Origin of the sequence: Salicibibacter cibi (assembly GCF_016495865.1) — a bacterium.
Classification (GTDB): Bacteria; Bacillota; Bacilli; order Bacillales; family Marinococcaceae; genus Salicibibacter; species Salicibibacter cibi.
On sequence record NZ_CP054706.1, the window covers coordinates 1,378,214 to 1,402,093 of the forward strand.

The 23,880-nt window shown below is 46.5% G+C and carries 24 protein-coding genes; 21 read left to right on the forward strand and 3 right to left on the reverse strand.

Annotated features, from left to right (window positions below; all coding sequences use genetic code 11):
• Positions 1-26 precede the first annotated feature (26 nt).
• The 8 genes from HUG20_RS07010 to HUG20_RS07045 are packed head-to-tail and all read left to right on the forward strand — an operon-like array spanning position 27 to position 5,077.
• On the forward strand, positions 27-548 hold the full coding sequence (locus HUG20_RS07010; RefSeq protein ID WP_200089585.1) for a YqeG family HAD IIIA-type phosphatase: 522 nt from the start codon (positions 27-29) through the stop codon (positions 546-548).
• Positions 545-1,654 (forward strand): ribosome biogenesis GTPase YqeH, encoded by a 1,110-nt coding sequence (gene yqeH, locus HUG20_RS07015; protein ID WP_200089586.1) that lies wholly within the window; start codon positions 545-547, stop codon positions 1,652-1,654. Before HUG20_RS07010 ends, yqeH begins: the two co-directional genes overlap by 4 nt.
• Positions 1,654-2,499: a shikimate dehydrogenase gene (aroE, locus tag HUG20_RS07020; protein WP_200089587.1), complete on the forward strand. Its 846-nt coding sequence runs from the start codon at positions 1,654-1,656 to the stop codon at positions 2,497-2,499. Before yqeH ends, aroE begins: the two co-directional genes overlap by 1 nt.
• Positions 2,483-2,782 carry a ribosome assembly RNA-binding protein YhbY gene (gene yhbY, locus HUG20_RS07025; RefSeq protein ID WP_200089588.1) on the forward strand — a complete coding sequence of 100 codons (300 nt, stop codon included), beginning with the start codon at positions 2,483-2,485 and terminating at the stop codon, positions 2,780-2,782. Before aroE ends, yhbY begins: the two co-directional genes overlap by 17 nt.
• A 10-nt stretch (positions 2,783-2,792) precedes the next feature.
• On the forward strand, positions 2,793-3,371 hold the full coding sequence (locus HUG20_RS07030; protein ID WP_200089589.1) for a nicotinate-nucleotide adenylyltransferase: 579 nt from the start codon (positions 2,793-2,795) through the stop codon (positions 3,369-3,371).
• The gene (yqeK, locus tag HUG20_RS07035) at positions 3,361-3,936 is read left to right on the forward strand and encodes a bis(5'-nucleosyl)-tetraphosphatase (symmetrical) YqeK (RefSeq protein ID WP_200089590.1); all 576 of its coding nucleotides are present in this window, start codon (positions 3,361-3,363) and stop codon (positions 3,934-3,936) included. Before HUG20_RS07030 ends, yqeK begins: the two co-directional genes overlap by 11 nt.
• On the forward strand, positions 3,937-4,287 hold the full coding sequence (gene rsfS / locus HUG20_RS07040) for a ribosome silencing factor (RefSeq protein WP_200089591.1): 351 nt from the start codon (positions 3,937-3,939) through the stop codon (positions 4,285-4,287). It abuts the gene before it with no gap.
• Positions 4,288-4,327: 40 nt separating this feature from the next.
• Positions 4,328-5,077, forward strand: a complete 750-nt coding sequence (locus tag HUG20_RS07045) for a class I SAM-dependent DNA methyltransferase (RefSeq protein WP_200089592.1) — start codon at positions 4,328-4,330, stop codon at positions 5,075-5,077.
• 23 nt (positions 5,078-5,100) lie between these two features.
• Here the strand turns inward: HUG20_RS07045 and comER are convergent, their stop codons facing one another.
• Positions 5,101-5,925, reverse strand: coding sequence for a late competence protein ComER (comER, locus tag HUG20_RS07050; RefSeq protein WP_200089593.1), 825 nt, complete (start codon positions 5,923-5,925; stop codon positions 5,101-5,103).
• 86 nt (positions 5,926-6,011) lie between these two features.
• On the opposite strand from comER, the gene HUG20_RS07055 reads away from it, so the two are divergent.
• From HUG20_RS07055 to HUG20_RS07065, 3 genes are all read left to right on the forward strand, one after another.
• Positions 6,012-6,647, forward strand: coding sequence for a helix-hairpin-helix domain-containing protein (locus tag HUG20_RS07055; RefSeq protein ID WP_200089594.1), 636 nt, complete (start codon positions 6,012-6,014; stop codon positions 6,645-6,647).
• A gap of 89 nt (positions 6,648-6,736) precedes the next feature.
• The gene (locus HUG20_RS07060) at positions 6,737-8,011 is read left to right on the forward strand and encodes a homocysteine synthase (protein WP_200089595.1); all 1,275 of its coding nucleotides are present in this window, start codon (positions 6,737-6,739) and stop codon (positions 8,009-8,011) included.
• Between the two features lie 477 nt (positions 8,012-8,488).
• Positions 8,489-10,810: a DNA internalization-related competence protein ComEC/Rec2 gene (locus HUG20_RS07065; protein ID WP_200089596.1), complete on the forward strand. Its 2,322-nt coding sequence runs from the start codon at positions 8,489-8,491 to the stop codon at positions 10,808-10,810.
• 129 nt (positions 10,811-10,939) lie between these two features.
• On the opposite strand, the gene HUG20_RS07070 is transcribed toward HUG20_RS07065, so the two are convergent.
• Positions 10,940-11,080, reverse strand: coding sequence for a YqzM family protein (locus tag HUG20_RS07070; RefSeq protein ID WP_200089597.1), 141 nt, complete (start codon positions 11,078-11,080; stop codon positions 10,940-10,942).
• A 315-nt stretch (positions 11,081-11,395) separates the two neighbouring features.
• Between HUG20_RS07070 and holA the strand changes: the two genes are divergently transcribed.
• Positions 11,396-12,430: a DNA polymerase III subunit delta gene (gene holA / locus HUG20_RS07075; RefSeq protein ID WP_200089598.1), complete on the forward strand. Its 1,035-nt coding sequence runs from the start codon at positions 11,396-11,398 to the stop codon at positions 12,428-12,430.
• Between the two features lie 129 nt (positions 12,431-12,559).
• On the opposite strand, the gene rpsT is transcribed toward holA, so the two are convergent.
• Positions 12,560-12,838 carry a 30S ribosomal protein S20 gene (rpsT, locus tag HUG20_RS07080; protein ID WP_425504110.1) on the reverse strand — a complete coding sequence of 93 codons (279 nt, stop codon included), beginning with the start codon at positions 12,836-12,838 and terminating at the stop codon, positions 12,560-12,562.
• A 236-nt stretch (positions 12,839-13,074) separates the two neighbouring features.
• On the opposite strand from rpsT, the gene gpr reads away from it, so the two are divergent.
• The 9 genes from gpr to dnaJ all read left to right on the forward strand — a co-directional run bounded on the left by gpr (position 13,075) and on the right by dnaJ (position 23,829).
• Positions 13,075-14,163: a GPR endopeptidase gene (gpr, locus tag HUG20_RS07085; RefSeq protein WP_200089600.1), complete on the forward strand. Its 1,089-nt coding sequence runs from the start codon at positions 13,075-13,077 to the stop codon at positions 14,161-14,163.
• 492 nt (positions 14,164-14,655) lie between these two features.
• Positions 14,656-15,378 (forward strand): stage II sporulation protein P, encoded by a 723-nt coding sequence (gene spoIIP / locus HUG20_RS07090; RefSeq protein ID WP_200089601.1) that lies wholly within the window; start codon positions 14,656-14,658, stop codon positions 15,376-15,378.
• A gap of 15 nt (positions 15,379-15,393) precedes the next feature.
• Positions 15,394-15,675, forward strand: coding sequence for a hypothetical protein (locus HUG20_RS07095; RefSeq protein WP_200089602.1), 282 nt, complete (start codon positions 15,394-15,396; stop codon positions 15,673-15,675).
• A 123-nt stretch (positions 15,676-15,798) separates the two neighbouring features.
• Entirely contained in the window at positions 15,799-17,628 is a 1,830-nt protein-coding gene (lepA, locus tag HUG20_RS07100; protein WP_200089603.1) for a translation elongation factor 4, read from the forward strand.
• 37 nt (positions 17,629-17,665) lie between these two features.
• Positions 17,666-18,805: a radical SAM family heme chaperone HemW gene (hemW, locus tag HUG20_RS07105; RefSeq protein ID WP_200089604.1), complete on the forward strand. Its 1,140-nt coding sequence runs from the start codon at positions 17,666-17,668 to the stop codon at positions 18,803-18,805.
• Positions 18,806-18,904: 99 nt separating this feature from the next.
• Positions 18,905-19,939, forward strand: coding sequence for a heat-inducible transcriptional repressor HrcA (gene hrcA, locus HUG20_RS07110; protein ID WP_200089605.1), 1,035 nt, complete (start codon positions 18,905-18,907; stop codon positions 19,937-19,939).
• A gap of 52 nt (positions 19,940-19,991) precedes the next feature.
• Positions 19,992-20,567, forward strand: a complete 576-nt coding sequence (grpE, locus tag HUG20_RS07115; protein WP_200089606.1) for a nucleotide exchange factor GrpE — start codon at positions 19,992-19,994, stop codon at positions 20,565-20,567.
• Positions 20,568-20,714: 147 nt separating this feature from the next.
• Positions 20,715-22,568 carry a molecular chaperone DnaK gene (dnaK, locus tag HUG20_RS07120; RefSeq protein ID WP_200089607.1) on the forward strand — a complete coding sequence of 618 codons (1,854 nt, stop codon included), beginning with the start codon at positions 20,715-20,717 and terminating at the stop codon, positions 22,566-22,568.
• 148 nt (positions 22,569-22,716) lie between these two features.
• On the forward strand, positions 22,717-23,829 hold the full coding sequence (dnaJ, locus tag HUG20_RS07125; protein WP_200089608.1) for a molecular chaperone DnaJ: 1,113 nt from the start codon (positions 22,717-22,719) through the stop codon (positions 23,827-23,829).
• Positions 23,830-23,880: the final 51 nt, after the last annotated feature.

Consider the following 23,880-nt stretch of genomic DNA (forward strand, 5'->3'; position numbering starts at 1 on the left):
CGTAAAAAGTGCTCAGGGGGGGAATCATGTTATCTTCGATGATGCCGGATCAATTTGCCGAGAGCATCTATGAAATTGATCGGGAGGCGTTACGTAAAAAGGGCATAAAAGGAGTCATTACCGACCTTGATAATACGCTCGTTGCCTGGGACCGAACCGACGCAACACCTGAGCTATTGGAATGGCTCGACGATCTTCACGGCGAAGGGTTTAAAGTCACAATCGTGTCCAATAATAAAAAGAAACGCGTGCGAACGTTTTCCGAACCGACAGGGGTTTCTTTTATTCATTCAGCAAAAAAACCATTAAAACGTGCATTCCGACGGGCGACGAAGGAAATGGGATTGAAAAAAGAGGAAGTAGCGGTTATTGGCGATCAAATCCTTACGGATGTTTTCGGAGGAAATCGCAGCGGATATTATACGATCCTTGTCGCCCCTGTTTCGGAAACAGATAAATGGACCACAAAGGCAAATCGTAAAATTGAGCAATTTATTATGCGTAAACGTAAAATGAACCGAGCGACGGGAGGTGAACGGATGAAATGAGTGAAAACACGATTATTTGTTCCGGCTGCGGTGTCCCCGTCCAAACCTCAGAACCCTCCCAGATGGGCTATGCTCCTCCGGCTGCGCTTGACCGCGATGTGATTGTTTGCCAGCGCTGTTTTCGTTTGAAGCATTACAATGAAATACCGGATGTCCCTTTGCAAGCGGATGATTTTCACCGGATGCTCAAAACCATTGGGCAAACCGACGCGTTGCTGGTGATGCTTGTGGACCTCTTTGATGTTGAAGGAAGCTGGCTGTTGGAGAGGAATGCTTTAAGAACCAATCCGTTGCTCCTCGTCGGCAATAAGCGTGATTTATTGCCTCAGTCGGTGAATGAACGCAAGTTGAAAACTTGGCTTAAAAAAGATGCGCTGCAAAGAGGTTGGACCCCGGCAGATGTATTGTTAATGAATGCTTATAAGGGAGAAGATGTAACGGAAGTTGCCGCTCGCATGGATGAGCTCCGGCAAGGAAAAGACGTTTATATCATTGGAAGTACGAATGTAGGGAAGTCCACGTTTATCAATCAAATCATCAAACGGTTTGAAGGGGACGATGAACAGTTGATCACAACGTCAACGTTTCCGGGCACAACTTTGGCTTTCATTGACCTGCCGCTGGACGATGGGCGCAAACTTTTTGATACACCCGGTGTCATTAACCCCAAACAAATGCTGGCAAGGCTTCCGCAACGGGAAATGGCGTCTCTGCAACCGAAAAAAGAAATCAAGCCAATCGTGCATCAACTTCAATCTGAACAAACTCTATTTTTTGGCGGGCTGGCCCGTATGGATTTTATAAAGGGAGAGGACAATCATTTCGTTTGTTACTTTCCGCCTGCCTTTAAACCTCACCGCACGAAGTTAAGCGCGGCCGATGCATTGTATGAAAAACATGCGGGGGAAGACTTGTTATCCCCGCCGGAAAAACAATCGCTCACTGAAATTCCGCCTTTTAAACGGCAGTCTTTTCATATACAGCAAGAAAAAACGGACATTGTCATTCCCGGTTTGGGATGGGTAACCGTCGGGAATGCAGGTGCATTTATTGACGTTTACGTACCGGAGCATGTGGAAGTTATCATAAGAGAGGCGATTATTTGATGATGGAAAACTATGCCGTGATCGGCCACCCGATCGGCCATTCAAAATCCCCGCTTATTCACAATAGTCACTTTGAAACACTGGGAAGAAATGCCATTTATACGAGTTATGATGTGCCTCCGGAACATCTCGGTGCTGCCGTTGAAGCATTTCAAACGTTGGGTGTGAAGGGTTTTAACGTTACCGTTCCTCATAAAGTGGAGATCATCCCGTTTCTGGATTTTGTGGATGAAGAAGCATTGGACATCGGTGCGGTCAACACCGTTGTCAACCGCGAGGGCAAATGGCATGGGTATAATACAGACGGCAAGGGTTATTTGAACGGATTAATAGAGATGACCGGTGATGCTCTTAAGCAGATGCGTGTGCTCGTGATTGGGGCGGGGGGCGCGTCCCGGGCAGTGGCCACTGTTTTGGCCAGACACGGTGTTGAGCAATTGGCGATCACCAATCGAACAACTGCACGCGCTGATGAATTGAAAGCAAACCTTGCCCGGTATATTGATGTGGATGTGCTGGACAAATCGAGTGCGCGACGGATGCTGCCTTCTTTTGACCTGATTATTAATACGACATCGTTGGGGATGAACGGAGAAGATACGTTGCCGATGGAAACCGAGGATATGAAAACGAATGTTTATCTGAGTGATTTGATCTATAATCCTTTGGAAACCCGGTGGTTGCAAATCGGAAAACCGAAGGCAAAAGCGATTCAGAATGGCCTTTCCATGTTTATTGAGCAAGCGGCGCTTGCCTATGAAATTTGGACTGAAAAGCATGCGGATCGTGCGTTTATGTCTCGCATGATTCGCGAGGAGATGGAGAAAAATGAAACTAACCAATAAACAACAAAAATATTTGCGTGCGGAAGCACAGGCGCTTAAACCGATTTTTCAAGTGGGCAAAAACGGGGTCAATCCCAACTTGGTCACACAAGTCCGCGATGCATTGGAAGCGCGTGAGTTAATAAAAATCACGATTTTGCAAAACTGCCCGGAAGATAAAGGGCAAGTCGCACAAAAATTATCGGAACGAAGTGAGTCGACGCTCGTGCAAGTGATCGGGTTTACGATCATTTTGTTTAAGCCTGCGAAAGAGAATTCAAATTACATGTTGCCTGAGGCTTGAGGAGGTTCCTATGGGGAGAAAAATCGGGTTATTGGGAGGGACATTTGATCCACCGCATTTGGCTCATCTAATGATCGCGCAAGAATCTATGGACGCGTGTCGTTTGAATGAAGTTTGGTTTATACCGACGAATATTCCTCCGCATAAGCAAAATGAAGATATGGCAAATGCCGATGACCGGGTTGAAATGACTCGGCTTGCGATCCATGATCGTTCCCCTTTTCGATTGTGCACGATTGAACTGGATCGGGAAGGTCCATCGTATACGTTGGATACGATGAATATTTTAAAGCAAAGATACCCCAATGATGAATTTTATTTTATTATCGGGAGCGACATGGCTGTCAGCTTGCATACGTGGAATGGGATCGAGGAATTAAATAAACTCGTTACGTTTATCGTAACGACACGCCCGGATTATGACGTGGATTCCCCGTTCGAAGAAGCGTTCATCAAGGTGGATGTTCCTGAGATGGAGCTTTCTTCTTCAGATATTCGAGAACGGGTGAGCAAAAACGAGAGCATCCGTTATCTCGTTCCTGAAGCGGTGAGAACGTACGTAGAGGAGAATCGTCTGTATGGCTCATGAATGGTTTCAACAAAAAGTGCAACAAATGTTACCGAAAGAAAGGTACGACCATACGTTAGGCGTGGTACAGACAGCAGTTTCTTTAGCGAAAAGGTACGGGGTTGATGAGGACAAAGCTGAATTGGCTGCGTTGTTGCATGATTACGCAAAACCTTTGCCGAAGGAAGAACTTATTGCTGCCATAAAACGACATGAACCCGATGAAAATTTTTCGGAATATGGGGCCGTATTGTTGCATGCGCCGGCAGGAGCATATATTGTACAAGAAGAGTTCGGCATCCATGACACGGAAATTTTCTCCGCCATTTATTGGCATACGACGGGCCGGCCGCAAATGAGTCTTTTTGAAAAAATTATTTTCTTAGCTGATTATATGGAGCCGGGCCGGTCATTTCCGGGTATTGAGGAAGTGCGAAAGTTGGCAGAAGTGGATCTGGACGAAGCATTGCTTGCCACGTACACAAATACGATCCAACATTTGGTTGCCGGCAAGCGTATGGTCCATCCCATGACGGTCGCTGCCTACAACGAGGCGATCGTCCAAAAAAATAAGAGAGGTGCTTAAATGACACATCAAACCCTGGAGACAGCGGTAAAGTCGGCAGATGATAAACGTGCCCAAAATATAGTAGCGTTGGACATGCAAGGGATATCCATTCTCGCTGATTATTTTGTGATCTCCCATGGTTCTTCGGTAAAACAAGTGCAGGCAATCGCAGAAGAAATAAAAAAAGAAGCCCAAGATGCAGATATTCCTGTAAAACGAATGGAAGGGTATGAAGACGGCAAGTGGGTGCTCATTGATCTTGGCGATGTCGTCGTTCATGTGTTCCATGAAGATGATCGCCAATATTATAACCTTGAGAAATTATGGGGAGAAGCCCCCGTCATTTCCCTCGACCACGTGCTTACGTAGGGCTGCCCTTAAAAATGATGCGAGAAGGAGTTCACTTGCGATGTATGGAAACGGAGCTCGGCTGTATGATTATTTAATGGAAGATGAGGCCCCTTATCGACAATGGTTGGCATGGACGCTCACCCATCTGGAAGGGATGAATGTTTCCGCGCCTGCGATTGCGGATGTTGGTTGCGGGACGGGAACATTAATGTCCATGCTCCTGACGCGAGGGTACGATGTGCAAGGGATCGACGATTCGCAAGAAATGCTCGCGGTTGCAGATGAAAAGATCCGTGCGCACAACAACATCGCCCCGCATTTGCGTCGGCAGCACATGTCTTATTTGCAATTGGAGAAGCAAGTGGATGTCATCATCGTTTTTTGTGATGCTCTCAATTACCTTGCTGATGAAACAGAGGTTAAACAAGCATTTCGGGCGTTTTATGATCATTTAACCCCCGGCGGCCGTCTGCTTTTTGACGTTCATTCGTTTTCGAGTATGCAACATCATTTTCCCGGCCGCACTTATGGAGATGCGGGTACGGATGTCTCGATGATTTTGAATAGTTTTTCCGATGATGATGTGCCGGGGGCTGTGGAGCATGAAATGACTTTTTTTGAACGGTTGTCGAATGGGGATTATCGCCGTTTTGACGAACTGCACCGCCAACGTACGTTTTCGGTCGCGGACTACGAGCAGTGGCTGCAAGCTTCCGGTTTTGAACAAATTGAAATCACAGCTGATTTTACGAAGCAACCCCCGCAAGCAGATAGTGAACGCATTTGCTTTTCGGCCGGAAAACCTTGACTTTCGTTGGATGTGTGGTATCTTTATTTTAAATCATCGAACTTCTCTTTCAGCATGCGTTGATCTTCCGCAAATTTTTCATGTGTTGCTTCAAATAATTCATCGAACGCACCTTCCGTTTGTTTTAAAATTTCAAGCCCGACCCCTGTCACTCCTCCGGGCACTTTTACTTTTTCCTGCAACGTTTGTAAATTGTATAACCGCTTCGAGAATAATGTCCCCATCCCGATGATCATTTCTTCTGCCAGGCGTTCTGCCTGTTTCTCCGTCAGATCCGTTTTCCGTGCCGCTGCCGAAGTCATCTCCTCTAGCAAATACCCGAAAAATGCAGGCCCACAACTTACGATATCGGAACTGGCGCGGATCGTTTCTTCCGGTACAATTTCCGGGACGCTAAATTGGCCCATCCAACTTTCAAAGGCTTCCCGTTCCTTTGCCGACCAACCATTTCCGTACGTAATTAGCGATGCTCCCGTGTGGCTTCGGTTTGTAATGCTCGGAACTGCGCGCACGGTTTTACAGGTAACGACGCTTTGTAACTGTTCGAGGGTTACCGGGCTCGTAATCGAGACGATGGTGTCATCCTCGTTCAAAAAAGGTTGAATCGTCTGTAAAATATCCGGAAATTGAGGTGGGCGCACACAAATAAAAATAAGATTACATCGTCGAGCCAAACGGGAAACATTAGGCGTAACGTTTATCCCTGCATAAGCTTGACGGATACGCTCAGCTTTTTGCAACGTGCGGTTCGTTACAAATAGATGCTCTTCAGACACGGCACGTGAAGTAACGAGTGTTTCCGCGAGCATGGTACCCATATTGCCCGTACCGATAATCCCTATGTCCATGGGAATCCCCCCCAAAAGCTCATACTCTTACCGTTATATGCTTTCTAGGCAAGTACAATAACACTTAATGAAGGAGAAAATGTGCAATGAATCAACGCTATCTTCTTTATGGAGGGATCATACTGGTTGCTGTTATCACGATGGCCGGGGGCGCTTGGTTGTTTTCTTCCAATGCCAATACCGACGAAGACGCATTGCCGGAGGACGTATTTCTATTTGAAGAAGAGACAGAGGACTTGGAAGAGGCCGAAACCGAACAGATTGAAGAAGAGACGACGGAAATTTTTGTTGACGTCAAAGGAGAGGTTACGCGCCCCGGAATTTATGAAATGGAACCGGAACGGCGCGTTGATGATGCCATTCGTGAAGCAGGTGGCGTGACGGAAGAGGCAAACGAAAAGGCTATTAATTTCGCTCAAAAACTGGAAGATGAAATGGTCGTCTATGCCCCGCATGAAGAGGAGGAAGATTATGTCGGGTGGGAAGAAACAGCTCCCAAAACTTCCGATGAGGGTGAGGGGGAAGGGGAAAAAATCAACATTAACGCCGCTGATGACACAACGCTGCAACAATTATCCGGGGTAGGTCCGGTTACAGCGGAAGCAATCGTCCAATACAGAGAAGAAAATGGGAACTTTCAGGAAACGAGTGATATCCAAAACGTTAGCGGCATCGGCGAAAAAACCTATCAACAACTGGAAGATCACATAGACGTGAATTAATCGTTGCCAATTGACTTTTTTTGCAACGTTTCGTACGATGGTAAAAATCAAAGTAATGCAATATGAATTTATAAGGGGAGAGTGAAGAAATGGCTGAACAATGGAAGGTAGAAACGAATGCAATACACGCGGGGCAAGGAATTGATCCTGCCACGAATGCGCGAGCCGTGCCTATTTATCAAACGACATCCTATGGGTTTGATGATCCGGACCACGCAGCGAATTTATTTTCTTTAGCGGAAACTGGAAATATTTATGCACGGATCATGAATCCGACAACCGATGTATTTGAAAAACGAATCGCGGCCATGGAAGGCGGGGTTGGAGCTTTAGCTACTGCAAGTGGAAGTTCCGCGATTTATCTTGCGATTTTAAACATATGCGAGGCAGGCGATGAAATTGTCTCCGCCAGTTCGTTGTATGGGGGCACGAATAATTTATTTGTCCATACGTTGCCTCAAATCGGCATTCACGTCCATTTTGTGGACGCTGATGACCCGGAAGCAGTTAGAGCTGCCATTACAGAGAAAACGAAGCTTGTTTTTGCAGAAACGATCGGCAATCCGGAAGGAAACGTGCTGGATACAAAGGCAGTGGCCGAAGTTGCTCATGAAGCTAACATTCCTTTGATCGTTGATGCGACACTCACGACTCCGATTCTCAACCGCCCGATTGAGCATGGTGCCGATGTCGTTATTCATTCCGCGACCAAATTTATCGGGGGACACGGGACAACCATGGGCGGTGTGATCGTGGATAGCGGCAATTTTGATTGGACAAAAGGAAACTTTCCGATGTTTACGGAACCGGATGGCAGCTATCATGGTCTCGTTTTCTCCGATGCGCTTGGTGAACTTGCCTATATTATGCGGGCGCGTGTACGACTAATGCGCGATATTGGCCCGACGCTCGCACCGCAGAATGCCTTTCAATTGCTACAAGGCTTGGAAACCTTGCACCTACGTATGGAAAGACATAGCGAAAACGCGCAAAAAGTCGCGGAATATCTAGAGAACCATCCACGCGTGGAATGGGTGAATTATGCCGGCCTGCCATCCCATCCAAGCCATGAACTTGCGAAAACATATTTGCCGAAGGGACAAGGAGCGATTTTGACGTTTGGTGTAAAAGGAGGACTGGAAGCGGGAAGGTCCTTCATTGAAAATGTCGATCTCCATTCTCATGTGGCAAATGTGGGAGATGCCAAATCCCTTGTCATTCATCCCGCCAGTACGACGCACCAACAACTCACAGCGGAAGAGTTGCAAAGAGCCGGCGTATCGCAAGAGCTTATTCGCTTGTCGGTAGGCATTGAACACGTGGATGACATCATTGCCGACATTGAAAAAGGATTGAAGCAATGAAGGGGTAGTGCTACGACCAGAAATTCTTTCACAGATTAATCATCTATCCACGATTTTGAATCCATCGTTTTGTCCTGCATTCATGCTTTCAGGACAAAACGACCGCTTGTTCACCGTTTTGTCTCCATTCACCTTATCATCCTCAATATACCTTCCTGGTTTTACTCTCCCCCTCATCACTAACTTCTAGAAATAATAGGGGTGGTGAGGCTAAGACTTTCCCTTGGCCGACATATCTTATTAGAGTGGGGAGCCCTCCCTTTAGACGACACCGCAATCCCTGCCTCTCAAAGAGCAGCTTGATCCCCGTTTGAGAGATGACTATGCTTCACTTGTTCCTCTCGGAGCTATTCGATCTCCGTTCGAGGGATAACTCCCTCGAAGGACGGGTTGAAACCGGATGGAGCCTGTGTTTTGTCATTTTTTCACTTCTCACTTCTCACATCCCACCTCTAGAAAGCTAGAAAGGATGATCGCTTGCGCGGAAATTATTTTCTTTTTGCGGCGGCTACCGGGTTTGGCATCGCCGTTGCCATTTCTTCTCATCGTACGATGGCGGTCACCGGCGCTCTTATCGTTTTCAGTTATCTGAGTATTAAAAACAAATCACTATTTTTGTTGTTAGCGCTCGTGTTAACAGGTGCGGGGGCAGCTGCTTGGGCATATGTTGTCGATGGACAAAATGAGACAATGCTCCATAAGGAAGTTGACACGATCCACGGACAAGTCGATGATGTCCTCGAAATGGATGGGGACCGCGTTTCTTTTTTTCTGCAGTTGGCGGAAGGAAAAGAACGTGTCCAAGTTTTTGCGCGTGTTGTCGATGAAGAGGCATTGCCTGCATTTGCTGATTTAAGTCCAGGGCATGAATGCACAATTGCCGGTGAAATGCGTACACCGCGCCCAGCAAGAAATTTTAACGCGTTCGATTATCAAACGTTTTTATATGAACAGCAGGTGCATTGGACGTTTCATCATGTGCAGGGGGAAGATGACATGACCTGCCGAGCGTCTACGGACACAGGGACAACGAGCGTAAAACAATGGCGGCATACCGGGATTCGTTTTATTGAAGACGTGTTCCCGGGCGAAATTCAAGGGTTGGCAATGGCGTTGCTTTTCGGGGAACGCTCCCATATGGAAGCGGAGACGCTGGAAGCATACCAGGACTTGGGGATCGTTCATTTACTCGCTATTTCCGGTTTGCACGTGGGATTGGTGAGTGGTTTTCTCTTTTTCTTTTTCATCCGATTAGGCATTAGTCGCGAGCGGGCATGCGAACTGTTATTGATCATTCTGCCGTTGTACGCGCTGTTGGCAGGTGCGGCACCGTCTGTTTTAAGGGCCGTTCTTATGAGTTGTTCTGTGCTTTTATGCATTCGTTTCCGTGTGCCGCTTCATCCTGTTGATGGCATCAGTTTCGCTTTTATCGGGCTCCTTTTGTACAATCCGTACATGCTTTTTCATGCAGGTTTTCAATTGTCGTTTGCCATTGCCTTCACGCTAATCGCTTCGGCTGCCATTTTCACACGGGCAAAGACGCGCTTCCGTCAATTTATGCTCGTCTCCATCCTCGCGCAAGTGGTTTCATTTCCGTTGATTGTGTACCACTTTCATACCTATTCCCTATTAAGCTTACCCTTGAATATAGCCTTTGTGCCAGTTGTTTCCGTTGTTATTTTGCCTGCGGTTTGGGTGCTGTTCCTCCTTTCCATTCTTGTTCCTTTCCTGTCTTCCGTGTGGCTCTTACTATTGGAAAAAATGGTCGCACTCTTCCATGCTGTTATCACCTATATCCATCAGCATTCCGGCTTGATCCTTGTCTTTGGACAAGCCTCAGGCGTTTGGGTCATTGTGATGACTGTGCTTGTGATCCTTGCGGCGATTTTATTTGAAAAAGGGCGCACGTCTTTCGTTTATGCCGCTATGTTTATGATTGCCGTTGCTGCATTTCAATATTTCTATCCCTATTTTGATTCTCAGCTACGGGTGACATTTATCGACGTTGGTCAAGGAGATAGCATTTTAATCGAGTTGCCTTATCACCGAGGAGTATATTTAATCGACGGTGGAGGGGCGATAACATTTCCACAGGAAGATTGGCAGGAGCAGGAACAACTACCGGATCCGGGTCGGCAAACGGTCGTGCCGTATTTGCAGTCGCTCGGCATCAGCCACTTGGATAAAGTGATTGTGACGCATGGGGATTATGATCATTATGGCGGGCTTTTTGCTGTCGTTGAAGAGCTGAAAGTGGACACGGTTTTATATCCGCATACGGATATTGAAAACCCGGAAGTGGGACGTTTTCTTATGCATGCGCAGGACCAGGGAGCTCAGCTGACTTTTGTGCATGAAGGAATGGGATGGTCTGTCGATGCATTTGCTTTTCACATTTTACACCCGACAAACGAAGGGGGCGGAGAATCGGATAATGACCAATCAATCGTCATTGATGCGCATCTTTACGGCATGCGTTGGCTATTCACCGGCGATTTGGAAGAGGAAGGAGAAAAGCGATTAATCAAGGATTACCCCGAGTTAAGCGCCGATATGCTGAAAGCGGGCCATCACGGCAGCGATACGTCTACGATCCCTTCATTTGTAGCGCATTTAAGCCCAATGGCAGCGATGATTTCAGCGGGAGAAAACAACCGCTACAACCATCCGCATCCGGATGTGATGCAAACGCTTGAAGAAGCGGGAGTGCAAATTTTTCGAACGGATGAACAGGGGGCGGTACGATTTTACTATCAAGACCGAAGCTGGCATGAGGAGACAATGATCGATGAGGAATAAACGGGGAGTACATGTGGAAACAGTTTCATGAAGCACCCATGGAACTTGAAGTGTGCAGACGCCTGCCAAAAAGTCACCATAAAGCGCTCATGGTGCATAAAAAAGCCAGGGCATTTGTTGCCCCGGCTTTTAAAATCTCCCCACAAATTCGATGATGACCGCCACGATAAAAACAGTCGCAAAAAATCCAAATGAAACAACAAAGCCAACCGCACCATCAAGAAAATCATTGCGTTTGCTTTGCACATCTTTTTCAAATTCATTGCCCATGTTCGGTGACCCTCCTTATCCTGTCCACATTATAAGACATGAAAGAGTAAAAATCCAGGTGCGTCATCCATTTGTTAAGAGTTGTCACCCATAAATCCCGTAAGCATAGGATAAAATAACGGGTACCGACTCGAAAACCGTTGGTGCGCAGTTTCCTAGGCCTTCGTACCAACGTTTATAATAAATCAAAGGCGGCGCAGGTACATGCGTTGTCTTTGTACTTATTTGGTTTGGATCGATTGCAAACAGGAAGGGCTTTTATTAGGATAGGAAGAGAATAGATGGAATATACATACGGAAAAGAGGCCAAGGCCGATGAGCACATATTTGCAAACGAAGGAAAATATAACAGCCGGACATTTTTCCTCTATTTATTTTTTTTATGGTACGGAAAAGTATATGATGGATGACCTCGTTCAGCAAATTAGCCGGCATGCTCTGGAAGACACCGTGAGGGACTTCAATTTTTCGCAATTCGACATGAGGGACGTTCCCGTACAGGAAGGGATTGAAGAGGCGGAAACGGTAAGTTTTTTCGGTCCGGGAAGAGTGATTGTGTTTCAACATGCACGTTTTCTGACCGGAGCGAAAGATAAGGATATGCCGCCGCACGATTTGAAAAGATTGGAGTCTTTTTTAGATGACCCACCCCCGGAAAACATCGTTGTTTTTGCAGTTGAGGAACAGAAGGTGGACGAACGCAAAAAAATTGTAAAAAAATTAAAAGGTGTGGGCGAAACAGTGGAGGCCTCGCCCTTGCAAGGCGATCGATTAAAGCAGTGGATAAGGGAGAAGGCAAAAGAAGAAAACATTTCCTTAACAGCTGAGGCAAGTGATGAACTGCTGGGGCGATCGAATTCGGACTTATTAACATTAGAACAAGAAATACGAAAATGCGCCCAATATGTAAATTTCCATGGAGAAATTCATGCAGCCATTGTGCGCGCACTCGTTCCCAGAAGTTTAGAGGATAATATCTTTCAGCTTATCGATGCGGTAAGCGACAGCTATCCCGCAAAGGCGTTACAATTATTCGATGATTTACTCAGAAACGGGGAAGAACCGATAAAAATTATCGCTCTTATTGGCCGACAGTTTCGCTTGTTAAATCTTGCAGCGGAGATGGACAAGCGTGGATACAGCCAACAAAAAATAGCCAGGCAACTAGGGGTGCCCCCATTCGTCGCCAAACGTCTGTCCGCAAAAGCCAAAACGGTTAAGGGCGAAGCGGTTGGCCGTGCGCTTTCTTTAATTGCCGAAACCGACTACAAAATGAAGCAGGGCGCAGTGGAAAAAAAGAGCGGGGTGGCATTATTAATCGCCCGCCTGCCACGGGTATTATCGGCCTAACTCATCGAGGAGCCTGCTAGGGCGTCAAAATCCGATAGCGTACGTTAATGTGTGCAGTTTTCCGTCGGCCTTTCATCAGTACCGTCGCCATAAGGCATTAAAAAAACGACTCTATAGGAGTCGTTTATTTTAGCTTGCGGTCGCTTGATTCAGTTTCCGTTCCATTTGAGATTTTTTGCGAGCAGCGGTATTTCTATGAAGAATGCCTTTGCTGACGGCTTTGTCCACTTTTTTCTCTGCCAATTTGAACGTGTCTTTTGCACCTTCAACATCTTGATTTTCAAGCTTCGTTTCAAATTCTTTAATCGCGGTACGCATGGACGATTTGAACGCATGGTTTTTCACGCGTTGTTCTTCATTCAAGCGTACGCGTTTTTTCGCTGATTTGATATTGGCCAATCCTTTCACCTCCTGATGTTCTACAATTGGCAAGTAAGAAAGTCTTACCTGCATAAGTGCAACTAAAGCTTTTCGCCATAAAAAGCTTGGCGAAAAACCAAGTTTTCTAACAAGCACATTGACAAAATGGATTGTATCAAATACGCCAGTCCCTTGCAAGCCAATTCGCTTATTTTCTTGCCAGCTCTGTCCGGTATATTTTACAGACTTTGGGAAAACGTAAGCGAAAAGAGATGTATGGGAGGATGAGATATTTGGAACTGTCTTCGTTTCAACCTCGCAGCGACCTTGCGGTAGAAGATGAAAACGTGCTTCCCAATCGGGATAAAAACGGCATTATTGTGAACGAACGGGAAGTGGATGACATTACAATTGTGCATGTGGATATTGATGAAGAGGGGGCAAATCGAACGGGGAGAGAGCCTGGGAACTATTTAACCTTGGAAACGCTAGGCATAAGAGAAAAAGATACAAAAATGCAGGCGAGTCTCATTCGTGTATTGAGTGAAGAGTTCAAAGCATTTATGGATGCGTGCGGTCTAGATGAAAGAAGCAGTTGCTTGGTGATTGGGCTAGGAAATCGCGATGTAACGCCTGACGCTCTTGGTCCGAAAACAGTGGAACAGCTGGTGGTTACTCGCCATTTATTTGAACTGGGGCACATGCAAAATGAGAATGAATATCGGAATGTCTCTGCTATGGCACCCGGCGTGATGGGGGTAACAGGGATTGAAACGAGTGAAGTGCTTTTTGGCATAGTAGAAAAAACAAAACCTGATTTTGTCGTCGCCGTTGATGCTTTGGCGGCTCGTTCAATCGAACGGGTAAACGCAACCATTCAAATATCCGACACAGGTATCCATCCGGGGTCGGGGGTAAAAAATGCCCGTAAACAACTGAACGAAAAAACGCTTGGAGTGCCGGTGATCGGGATTGGCATTCCCACTGTCGTAGATGCTGTATCCATCACGAGTGACACCATCGATTTTTTGTTAAAGCACTTTGGGCGTGAAGTTAAAGATCGGGAAAAGCCGACGAGCGTATTGACACCGCCCGGAATGACTTTTGGAGAACGAAAACAGCTCCATGATGAAGATTTGCCGGACGAAAATGATCGGAAAAAATACTTCGGGATCGTCGGAACTTTGGAAGATGAAGATAAACGTCAACTTATTCAAGAAGTACTCAATCCCCTTGGCCATAATTTGATGGTCACGCCTAAAGAGGTAGACACGTTTATGGAAGATATGGCAAATGTAGTGGCCGAATCCTTAAACATTGCCTTTCATAAAGCGGTGACAACAGAATCTAGCGGGCATTACACCCATGGATAACAATTGGTTGTTCTATTGATAGATACCGCTCATAAAATGGTAGTGTAAGGAGGACGAGCCCTTGCGCAGACCAAATCGCCAAGCCCATGTTGTCTCGCTATCAAAAACAACGATCCAATCTTTTTTTATGGCCGGTATCGCTTTTATCGTCATGACGTTTCTCATTGTAGCCATGTTAACGACGGCAGACAATCATAGCCGTTTTGCCTCGTCGGCCCTGCATGATTGGACAGGGCAAATGCAGAGCGATTGGTTCGTCCATTTGCTCGGAGCTGAAAACCGATATTATTTAGATGCATTACAGGATTCTTCCATGCCCAGTTTGACAACCGCTGCTTTGGAACTTGCCACGAATATGAACATGGAAGATCCGCGTACTTTTTTGGGACGGGAACTTCCCGGTTTTTCCGGGTTTGACGATACACTTATCGTTGCCGGGCAAGGGACCGACTTTACGAATATGTCTATTGAATCCGCCCCCCTTCTGAGGAAGTGCTTCAGGAACAAGCGAGTTCTGATGAACCTTCGGAGGAAGAAGGACAAGAAGAACAAGAACAAGAATCATCCACCGATATTGATGATGAAGAGCCGATCATTCACATTTCACATGCCCATAACCGTGAAGCATTTCATCCGGAAATAGAAGGAGAAGAGGATCTGCATCCGGAGGAGAATATCGTAAAAGTTGGGGAACATTTCGCTGACGCTTTCCGCGATTATGGATTGCCGGTAGAAGTTTCGGATGATGATGTGACGGGGATGTTGGATGAACGAGGGTGGGACTACAGCCGGTCCTATGATATGAATCGTGAAGTTGTAGAGGATGCGAAAGAAGAACACGAAGAACTTGAATTTTTCTTTGACTTGCATCGTGATTCCGTCGGAAGAGAACATACGGCTGCGACGATTAATGAAGAGGAGTATGCCCGCACATTTTTTGTTATCGGAGAGGACCACCCCGAGTATGAACAAAATTTGGAAATGGCGACAGAAATCCATGATCGTTTGGAAGAAGAGTGGCCCGGTTTAAGCCGTGGGGTCATTACCCGTGGAGGTGCCGGGGTGGATGGTGTCTACAACCAGGATCTATCCCCCAATGCCATGGTGGTCGAATTTGGGGGAGTGGACAATACGTATGAAGAAGTGTACCGAAGTGCAGATGCGTTAGCGGAAGTTATACAGGAATATGTCCATGAAGAACTTGAAGAAGATTAAAATGGGGGGAGACCGATGAGGGTGAAACACGTTTTCTTTACCATACTGACGGCACTGGTTATGTTTTTAACAGGGGTGCTCTCCGGCCATTATTACGGGTACCACCAATGGGAAGAGGTTTACCAAGATGACAACCAAACGGTACCCGTTGATGAGGGGGAAGCAGAAGACGAGAGGACGGAAAATGATCTTGCGGACAGGCAAGAAGATGTAAGAGAGAACGAAAGCACCAATTTCTTTTCGGAACTCGGAAAAACGATAGGTGGTCCCCCCGCTAGCGGCTTCTCGATGGGATGATTGAGGCTCGGATTGTTGATCCGGGCGTTTTTCTTTGTGCATCCCGTTGTCGTTCGGGCGTGTGGTTGCTATAATGAAAGATAGTTTTCCTTAGGGACGTTTCGAATAAGCAGGAGTGATCGAATGACATACGAAGAAATACGCCGTAGACAGGCGAAAATAAGAAATTTTTCTATCATTGCCCATATTGACCACGGAAAATCGACACTGGCCGATCGGATCCTGGAGCATACGAAATCGGTTTCGGAACGTGAAATGCAAGAACAGCTCCTTGATGAGATGGACTTGGAAAGAGAACGGGGCATTACCATTAAATTAAACTCCGTTCGGCTTCGCTATGTGGCTAAAGACGGAGAGGAATACATATTTCATTTAATTGATACGCCGGGACATGTCGATTTCTCCTATGAAGTATCGCGTAGCTTGGCTGCTTGTGAAGGTGCTTTGCTCGTCGTGGACGCATCCCAAGGCATCGAAGCGCAGACGCTCGCGAATGTCTATCTGGCGTTGGATAATGATTTGGAGATCTTGTCGGTCATCAACAAAATTGACCTTCCCAGTGCGGAGCCTGATCGTGTGAAACAGGAGATCATTGATATCATCGGGCTTGATTCCACCGAAGCTGTCCACGCCTCCGCCAAAAGCGGCATCGGCATTGAGGATATTTTAGAGGAAATCGTTGAAAAAGTTCCGGCACCCGCAGGTGATCCGGAATCGCCTTTGCAAGCCTTGATTTTCGATTCCTTGTACGATCCTTATCGCGGTGTCATTGCTTATATACGTATCGTGGAAGGTACGGTAAAGAAAGGCGATAAAATCAAGATGATGGCCACCGGCAAGGAATTTGAAGTAAGTGAAGTCGGGATATTCACTCCGAAAGCGGTAGCGGCTGAGGTGTTATCCGTAGGGGACGTCGGTTTTTTAACTGCAGCGATTAAAAATGTCAGTGATTCCCGGGTTGGGGATACGATCACAAAAGCAGGGAATGAAGCTGCACAACCGTTGCCCGGTTATAAACGGATGAAGCCGATGGTTTTTTGCGGTTTGTATCCGATTGACGCCAGCCAATACAACGCATTGCGGGATGCGCTTGAACGTTTGGAATTAAACGACAGTTCCCTTCAGTATGAAGCGGAAACATCTCAAGCGCTTGGCTTTGGTTTTCGTTGCGGATTTCTCGGTCTGCTCCATATGGAAATTTTACAAGAACGAATTGAGCGGGAGTATGGCATCGACCTCATAACAACGGCTCCAAGTGTGAATTATCACGTCTATCAAGTCGACGGGACGATATTGGAAATCGACAATCCGACGAACATGCCCGAGCAACAGGCAGTGGAAGAGGTTGAAGAACCGTTCGTAAAAGCAACCGTGATGGTTCCCAATGATTTTGTCGGTCCGGTCATGGAGTTATGCCAGGCGAAACGCGGAGAGTTCATTAATATGGAGTACATGGATGAAAATCGCGTGAACATCACGTATGAACTCCCTCTTACCGAAATTGTTTATGACTTTTTCGATCAATTGAAATCCAATACAAAAGGATATGCCTCTTTTGATTACGACCCGATCGGCTATCGGGCATCCAAACTGGTAAAGATGGACATTCTTCTCAACAGCGAAAAGGTGGATGCGCTGTCGGTCATCGTTCATCGGGACATGGCATATGAACGGGGCAAACTGATCGTCGAAAAACTGAAAGATTTAATCCCGAGACAACAGTTTGAAGTTCCGGTGCAGGCGAGTATCGGCAATAAAATTATCGCACGCTCCACAATCAAAGCATTGCGGAAAAATGTGACTTCCAAATGTTACGGGGGCGACATCACACGGAAAAGAAAATTATTGGAGAAACAAAAAGAAGGGAAACGGCGAATGAAAAATGTCGGGAAAGTAGAGATCCCTCAAGAAGCGTTTATGTCGGTGCTTCGGATGGACGATGATGACAAATAGTTGGGTCCCTGGGATGACCAAAAAGGAGGGCCGGAAGATGATTAAAGGGGCATATGTTCATATTCCCTTTTGCAACCAGATCTGCCATTATTGTGATTTCAATAAAGTATTGATAAAAAATCAACCGGTGGACGATTATTTGGAAGCTTTACAAGCCGAAGGGGAAAAGCGTTTAAATGAAACCGTTCAATATATGGACACGCTTTATATCGGTGGAGGAACGCCGACATCCCTATCTGCGCAGCAGTTGCAAACGTTATTTTCCAATCTGAAACGAGCCGGCCTTTCCTGGGATGCGTCGAGTGAAGTGACCGTAGAAGTGAACCCGGATGGCATAGATGATGATCGCTTGTACGCGTTGAAGGCTTCCGGCGTCAACCGTATCAGCATTGGTGTGCAAACGTTTGATCCTGAATTGTTGGAGACGCTCGGCCGTACGCACAGTGTGGAAGATGTCAGCAGAACAATCGCGCGGGCACGGGAACTCGGCTTTGACAACATCTCGATCGATTTAATGTTTGCGTTGCCCGGCCAAACGCTCCATCAATGGCAAACAACTATTGAGAAGGCTATTTCGCTTAAACCTGATCATATTTCGGCGTATGGATTGAAAATTGAAGCCAAAACGCAGTTTTACAATTGGTTGCAGGCAGGGAAATTAACACCGTTAAGCGAGGATGAAGAAGCGGACATGTACGACGTCCTGCTGTCAACATTAGAGCATAATGGTTACGAGCAATATGAAATCAGCAACTTTGCCACACGAGGAAAGGAAAGTGCCCATAACCTTATTTATTGGCGCAATCAACCTTATTTAGGCTTAGGTGCAGGTGCCCACGGATACCAAAATAGCGAGCGGTATGGAAACATTTTGCCGATCCCCCACTATTTAAAATCCGTCGGCAAAGGTGAGTGGCCTGAACGGACACGGCAGCCGGTATCGTTGAAGGAACAAATGGAAGAGGAAATGTTTCTCGGCTTACGTTTAAAAGAAGGAGTTCACGTTCATCGTTTTAATGACAAATTCGATACTAGCTTTTACGATGTATACGGCCGGATCCATGACGAATTGGTCAATGACGGCTTGTTGCACGAGGAGGAAGGACGAATACGATTGACGGAAAAAGGGAAATATCTTGGCAATAACGTATTTGCTTCTTTTTTATTTGATGATTAAATTTGAGCCTCTTTGCGTTGACAAAACCTAACCTATTTTGATAAGTTATGGGTAGCATTAGCACTCGCGAAAAGAGAGTGCTAACAGAGGTGATAGACGATGCTTAGTCAGCGCCAATTGTTGATATTGCAAGCCATCGTCGATGATTATGTCCAAAGTGCCGAACCAATCGGTTCAAGAAGCATTTCGAAGCGAGAAGATATTTCTTTCAGTTCGGCTACGATTCGCAATGAGATGGCCGATTTGGAAGATATGGGTTATCTGCTAAAACCTCATAGCTCCGCGGGGAGAATCCCTTCCAATAGGGGGTATCGGTTGTATGTGGACCATTTATTAAGACCGGAACCGTTGCAAAAGCATGAGATTTTAGATATGGAACAATTTTTCACTCGCCGTATTTCAGAGGTAGAGGCCGTCATGAAAAAAACAGCAGCTGTTTTGTCGGAATTAACAAGTTATGTATCGGTTGTGTTAGGGCCGGAAATGGAACATACGAGACTGAAACAGCTGCAAATGATCCCGCTCACGGGAAAACAGGCGATCGTCATTCTTGTTACGGATTCCGGGCATGTTGAACACCGCACATTTGATATCCCGGAACAAATGGATTCAACCGAACTCGAAAAAGTAGTTAATATTTTAAATGAGCAACTCGTTGATACACCTATCGGGCACTGGGAAGAGAAATTGATGACAGAAACTTCCCGTTTGCTATATCAGCATGTTTCGCATTTTGAAGATATGTTCGGTGTGCTTCGGGATGCATTTAAAACAGAGAAGGGTGACCAGGTGTTCTACGGCGGTATGATGAATTTAATGATGCAGCCGGAATTCCGGGATATTGACCGTGTTCGGATGATCTTTGACTGGCTCGATCACAGCGAGAATGTGCATACCCTGCTTTCGCGCAGCCAAGAAGGCTTGAATGTGCGAATCGGCAAAGAAAACGACATTGAAGCTTTTGCGGACTTAAGCATGATTACCGCGACGTATTCCATTGATGGAAATACAGTCGGTACGCTCGGTGTCATTGGCCCAACAAGAATGGAATACGAACGGGTGATACGTTTGATACGCCAATTTGCCACCGGATTGTCAACTTCTTTGACGAAAAAATATCGCCAAGATAGTTAGACTAAAAGAGGGAGAGGCTATCTCCCTCCTCTTATGTGCAAATAAGCAGCAAATGGAGGTGAACGACATGAGCGAAAAAGAGAATGACCGACAATCTGAAGAAGAGGTAGAAATTATCGATCCAGACTCTGAAGATATCTCTTCCTCTGCGGATGAAGATGAGGAAGTCTCGGAAACCGAAACGCAAATCGAGGCTCTGCAGGCGGAATTGGAAGAGTGGCAAAATAAAGTGAAGCGTGTCCAGGCGGATTATGATAATTTTCGCAAGCGTAGCCGTTCGGAAAAAGAAGCGGCGGAACAGTTTCGCTCCCAGCCATTAATGGAAGCACTCCTGCCCGTGCTTGACAATTTCAGCCGAGCTTTGGAATCTGAAGGTCAAAATGCTTCCGACGAGGGACTTTATAAAGGGATGGAAATGGTTTACCGCCAATTTACGGAGGCTCTGGAATCCAATGGGCTGGAAGAAATCCCGACGGAGGGCGAAACCTTTGATCCTAACGTGCACCAAGCGGTGATGCAGGTGGAGGAAGAAGGGTTTGAATCCAATCAAATTGTGGAAGAACTTCAGAAGGGTTACAAACTGAAAACACGCGTCATCCGACCGGCAATGGTAAAGGTTAACGCGTAAAATGCGTGTTCAAATGGATGGTAAAAAGAGCGTAGCGGGTTTTCGCGGAAGTGCCTATGCTAGACAGCTATTTTTCCAAGACTTTTTGAACAGCTTCTTAGATATTCAATAGAATCGCTTTACTGGACCAAGGAGGAATTATCAGAGATGAGTAAAACAATCGGAATCGACTTAGGAACAACGAATTCATGTGTAGCAGTTATGGAAGGCGGGGAGCCGGTCGTTATTTCCAACCCTGAAGGAAACCGGACGACGCCTTCGGCTGTCGCATTTAAAGATGGAGAAAGACAAGTAGGAGAGATCGCCAAGCGGCAGGCAATTACGAATGAGAATACCGTACTCTCCATTAAGCGCCATATGGGCACTGACTATACGGTCGAAATTGAAGGAAAAAAATATACGCCGCAAGAAATCTCCGCCATTCTTTTACAAAAATTAAAATCGGATGCTGAAAGCTATCTAGGGGATGATGTAACAAAAGCGGTCATTACCGTCCCTGCCTATTTCAATGATTCCCAGCGGCAAGCAACCAAAGATGCCGGTACGATTGCAGGGCTTGAAGTTGAGCGGATTGTAAACGAACCGACAGCGGCTTCCCTTGCCTACGGCCTCGAAAAAGAAGAGGATCAAACGATTCTCGTTTATGACCTTGGTGGCGGGACATTTGACGTTTCCGTTCTCGAGCTTGGCGATGGCTTTTTTGAAGTGAAGTCCACGTCCGGCGATAATGAACTCGGCGGTGATGACTTCGACCAAGTGATCATTGACTATATGGTTTCCGAGTTTAAAAAAGAAAACGGCGTGGACCTTCAACAAGACAAAATGGCGATGCAGCGGTTGAAAGACACGGCGGAAAAAGCGAAAAAAGAGCTTTCGGGTGTAACGCAAGCCCAGCTTTCTTTGCCGTTTATCACGGCAGACGCTTCAGGTCCAAAACATTTGGAGATGACAATGACGAGAGCGCAATTCGAAGAGGGTGCCTCTCAACTGGTAGAAAGAACAATGGGGCCTGCACGCCGTGCGATCCAGGATTCCGGCGTGAGCGCTTCAGATATAGATAAGGTTATTCTCGTTGGTGGCTCGACACGAATTCCGGCTGTACAAGAAGCAATTAAAGGCTTAACAGGCAAAGATCCGCATAAAGGAGTCAATCCGGATGAGGTTGTTGCGCTCGGTGCCGCGGTGCAAGCCGGTGTACTTGCCGGAGATGTCCAGGACGTTGTATTGTTGGATGTTACGCCGTTATCGCTCGGGATCGAGACAATGGGCGGCGTCTTTACGAAGCTGATTGACCGCAATACCACCATTCCGACAAGCCAGTCCCAAGTATTCTCAACCGCTGCCGATAACCAATCGTCCGTTGATATTCACGTGCTCCAAGGCGAGCGTGAAATGGCAAATGATAATAAAACCCTCGGCCGTTTCCAACTGACGGACATTCCGGCTGCGCCTCGGGGTGTTCCGCAAATTGAAGTTACGTTTGATATTGACGCGAACGGTATCGTCAATGTACGTGCGAAAGATAAAGGAACGAACAAAGAGCAATCGATTACGATTACTTCTTCTTCCGGTCTTTCCGAGGACGAAATCGATGACATGGTTAAACAGGCAGAAGAGAATTCCGAAGCTGACAAAGCGAAAAAAGAAGAAGCCGAACTTCGAAATGAAGCGGACCAACTGATTTTTACTGTTGACAAGACGATTAAAGACTTGGGAGAAAACGTAGACGAATCGGAAAAGCAAAATGCGGAAGATGCAAAAAGCAAGTTGCAGGAAGCCTTGAATGGCACGGACCTTGAAGCCATTCGCACAGCAAAAGATGAATTGGAGCAACTTGTGCATTCCCTCTCCCAGAAGATGTATGAGCAAATGGCAGAGCAAGCACAAGCCGAGCAAGGGGAGCAAGATGAAGGCCAAGGTGAATCCCAAGACGAAGATGTTGTTGACACCGACTACGAAGAAGTAGACGACGAAAACGATGATCAACAGAATAAGGCATAGCGTCAATAAGGTTTTTAAAAGTCAAAGTCAGGATTTCTTGGCTTTGGCTTTTTCACTTACTAAGCGATGTGAGAATATGGGTTGCGACTTGTAGCAAGCCGATGTAAGATAGCTTCATGCTTGAAATTGAACGGGAGTGAAATGGAGAATGAGCAAACGGGACTTCTATGAAGTGCTCGGTGTCGATCAAAATGCATCCGCGGATGAGATCAAAAAGTCGTACCGCAAATTGGCACGTAAATATCATCCAGATGTTAACAGTGAGCCCGATGCCGAAGAAAAGTTCAAGGAAGTAAAAGAGGCTTATGATACGCTAAGCGACCCGCAAAAGAAAGCGAATTACGATCAATTCGGCCACGCCGATCCGAATCAAGGGTTTGGCGGCGGTGGAGACTTTGGCGGCAGTGGCTTCGGAGATATATTCGACATGTTTTTCGGTGGCGGCGGGCGCCGTGATCCGAATGCGCCTCGCCAAGGGGCAGATTTACAATATACGATGACCTTGGAATTTAAAGAATCCATCTTTGGCAAGGACACCGAAATTGAAATTCCACGAGAAGAGACATGCCAAACGTGTAGCGGTTCAGGGGCGAAGCCGGGCACAAATCCCGACACGTGTGGGCGTTGTGGCGGCAGCGGTCAGTTGAACATTGAGCAAAACACGCCGTTCGGACGCGTCGTCAACCGTCGGGTTTGCGATCAATGCGAAGGTTCGGGTAAGATTATTAAAGAAAAATGTCGGACTTGCGCGGGTGCGGGAAAAGTAAAAAAACGGAAAAAAGTACACGTGAACATTCCCGCCGGTATCGATCATGGGCTACAATTACGTCAAGCCGGACACGGAGAAGCAGGTGTGAACGGCGGCCCTCCCGGGGATTTGTTTATCGTCATTAACGTGAAGCCGCATGAATTCTTCGAACGGGATGGCGATGATATTCGTTGCGTAATGCCGTTGACATTTTCCCAGGCAGCGCTCGGGGATGAAATTGAAGTTCCGGCATTGGAAGGAAAAGTGAAAATTAAAGTTCCTGCCGGAACACAAACAGGCCGGAGCTTCCGATTGCGCGGCAAAGGATCCCCTAATGTTCATGGTCGCGGTACGGGTGATCAAATCATTAGCGTTCGCCTGATCACACCGAAGAAATTAAATGATCGGCAAAAGGAACTTTTGAAAGAGTTCGCTGAAGAAAGTGGCGAAGAAGTGGATGAGCACAGCAGCAATTTTTTTGACAAGGTAAAGCGTGCATTTCGCGGAGACTGACACGGTAGGCTTTCCAATTATTTTGGGAAGCCCCTTTTTAAAGAGATTATG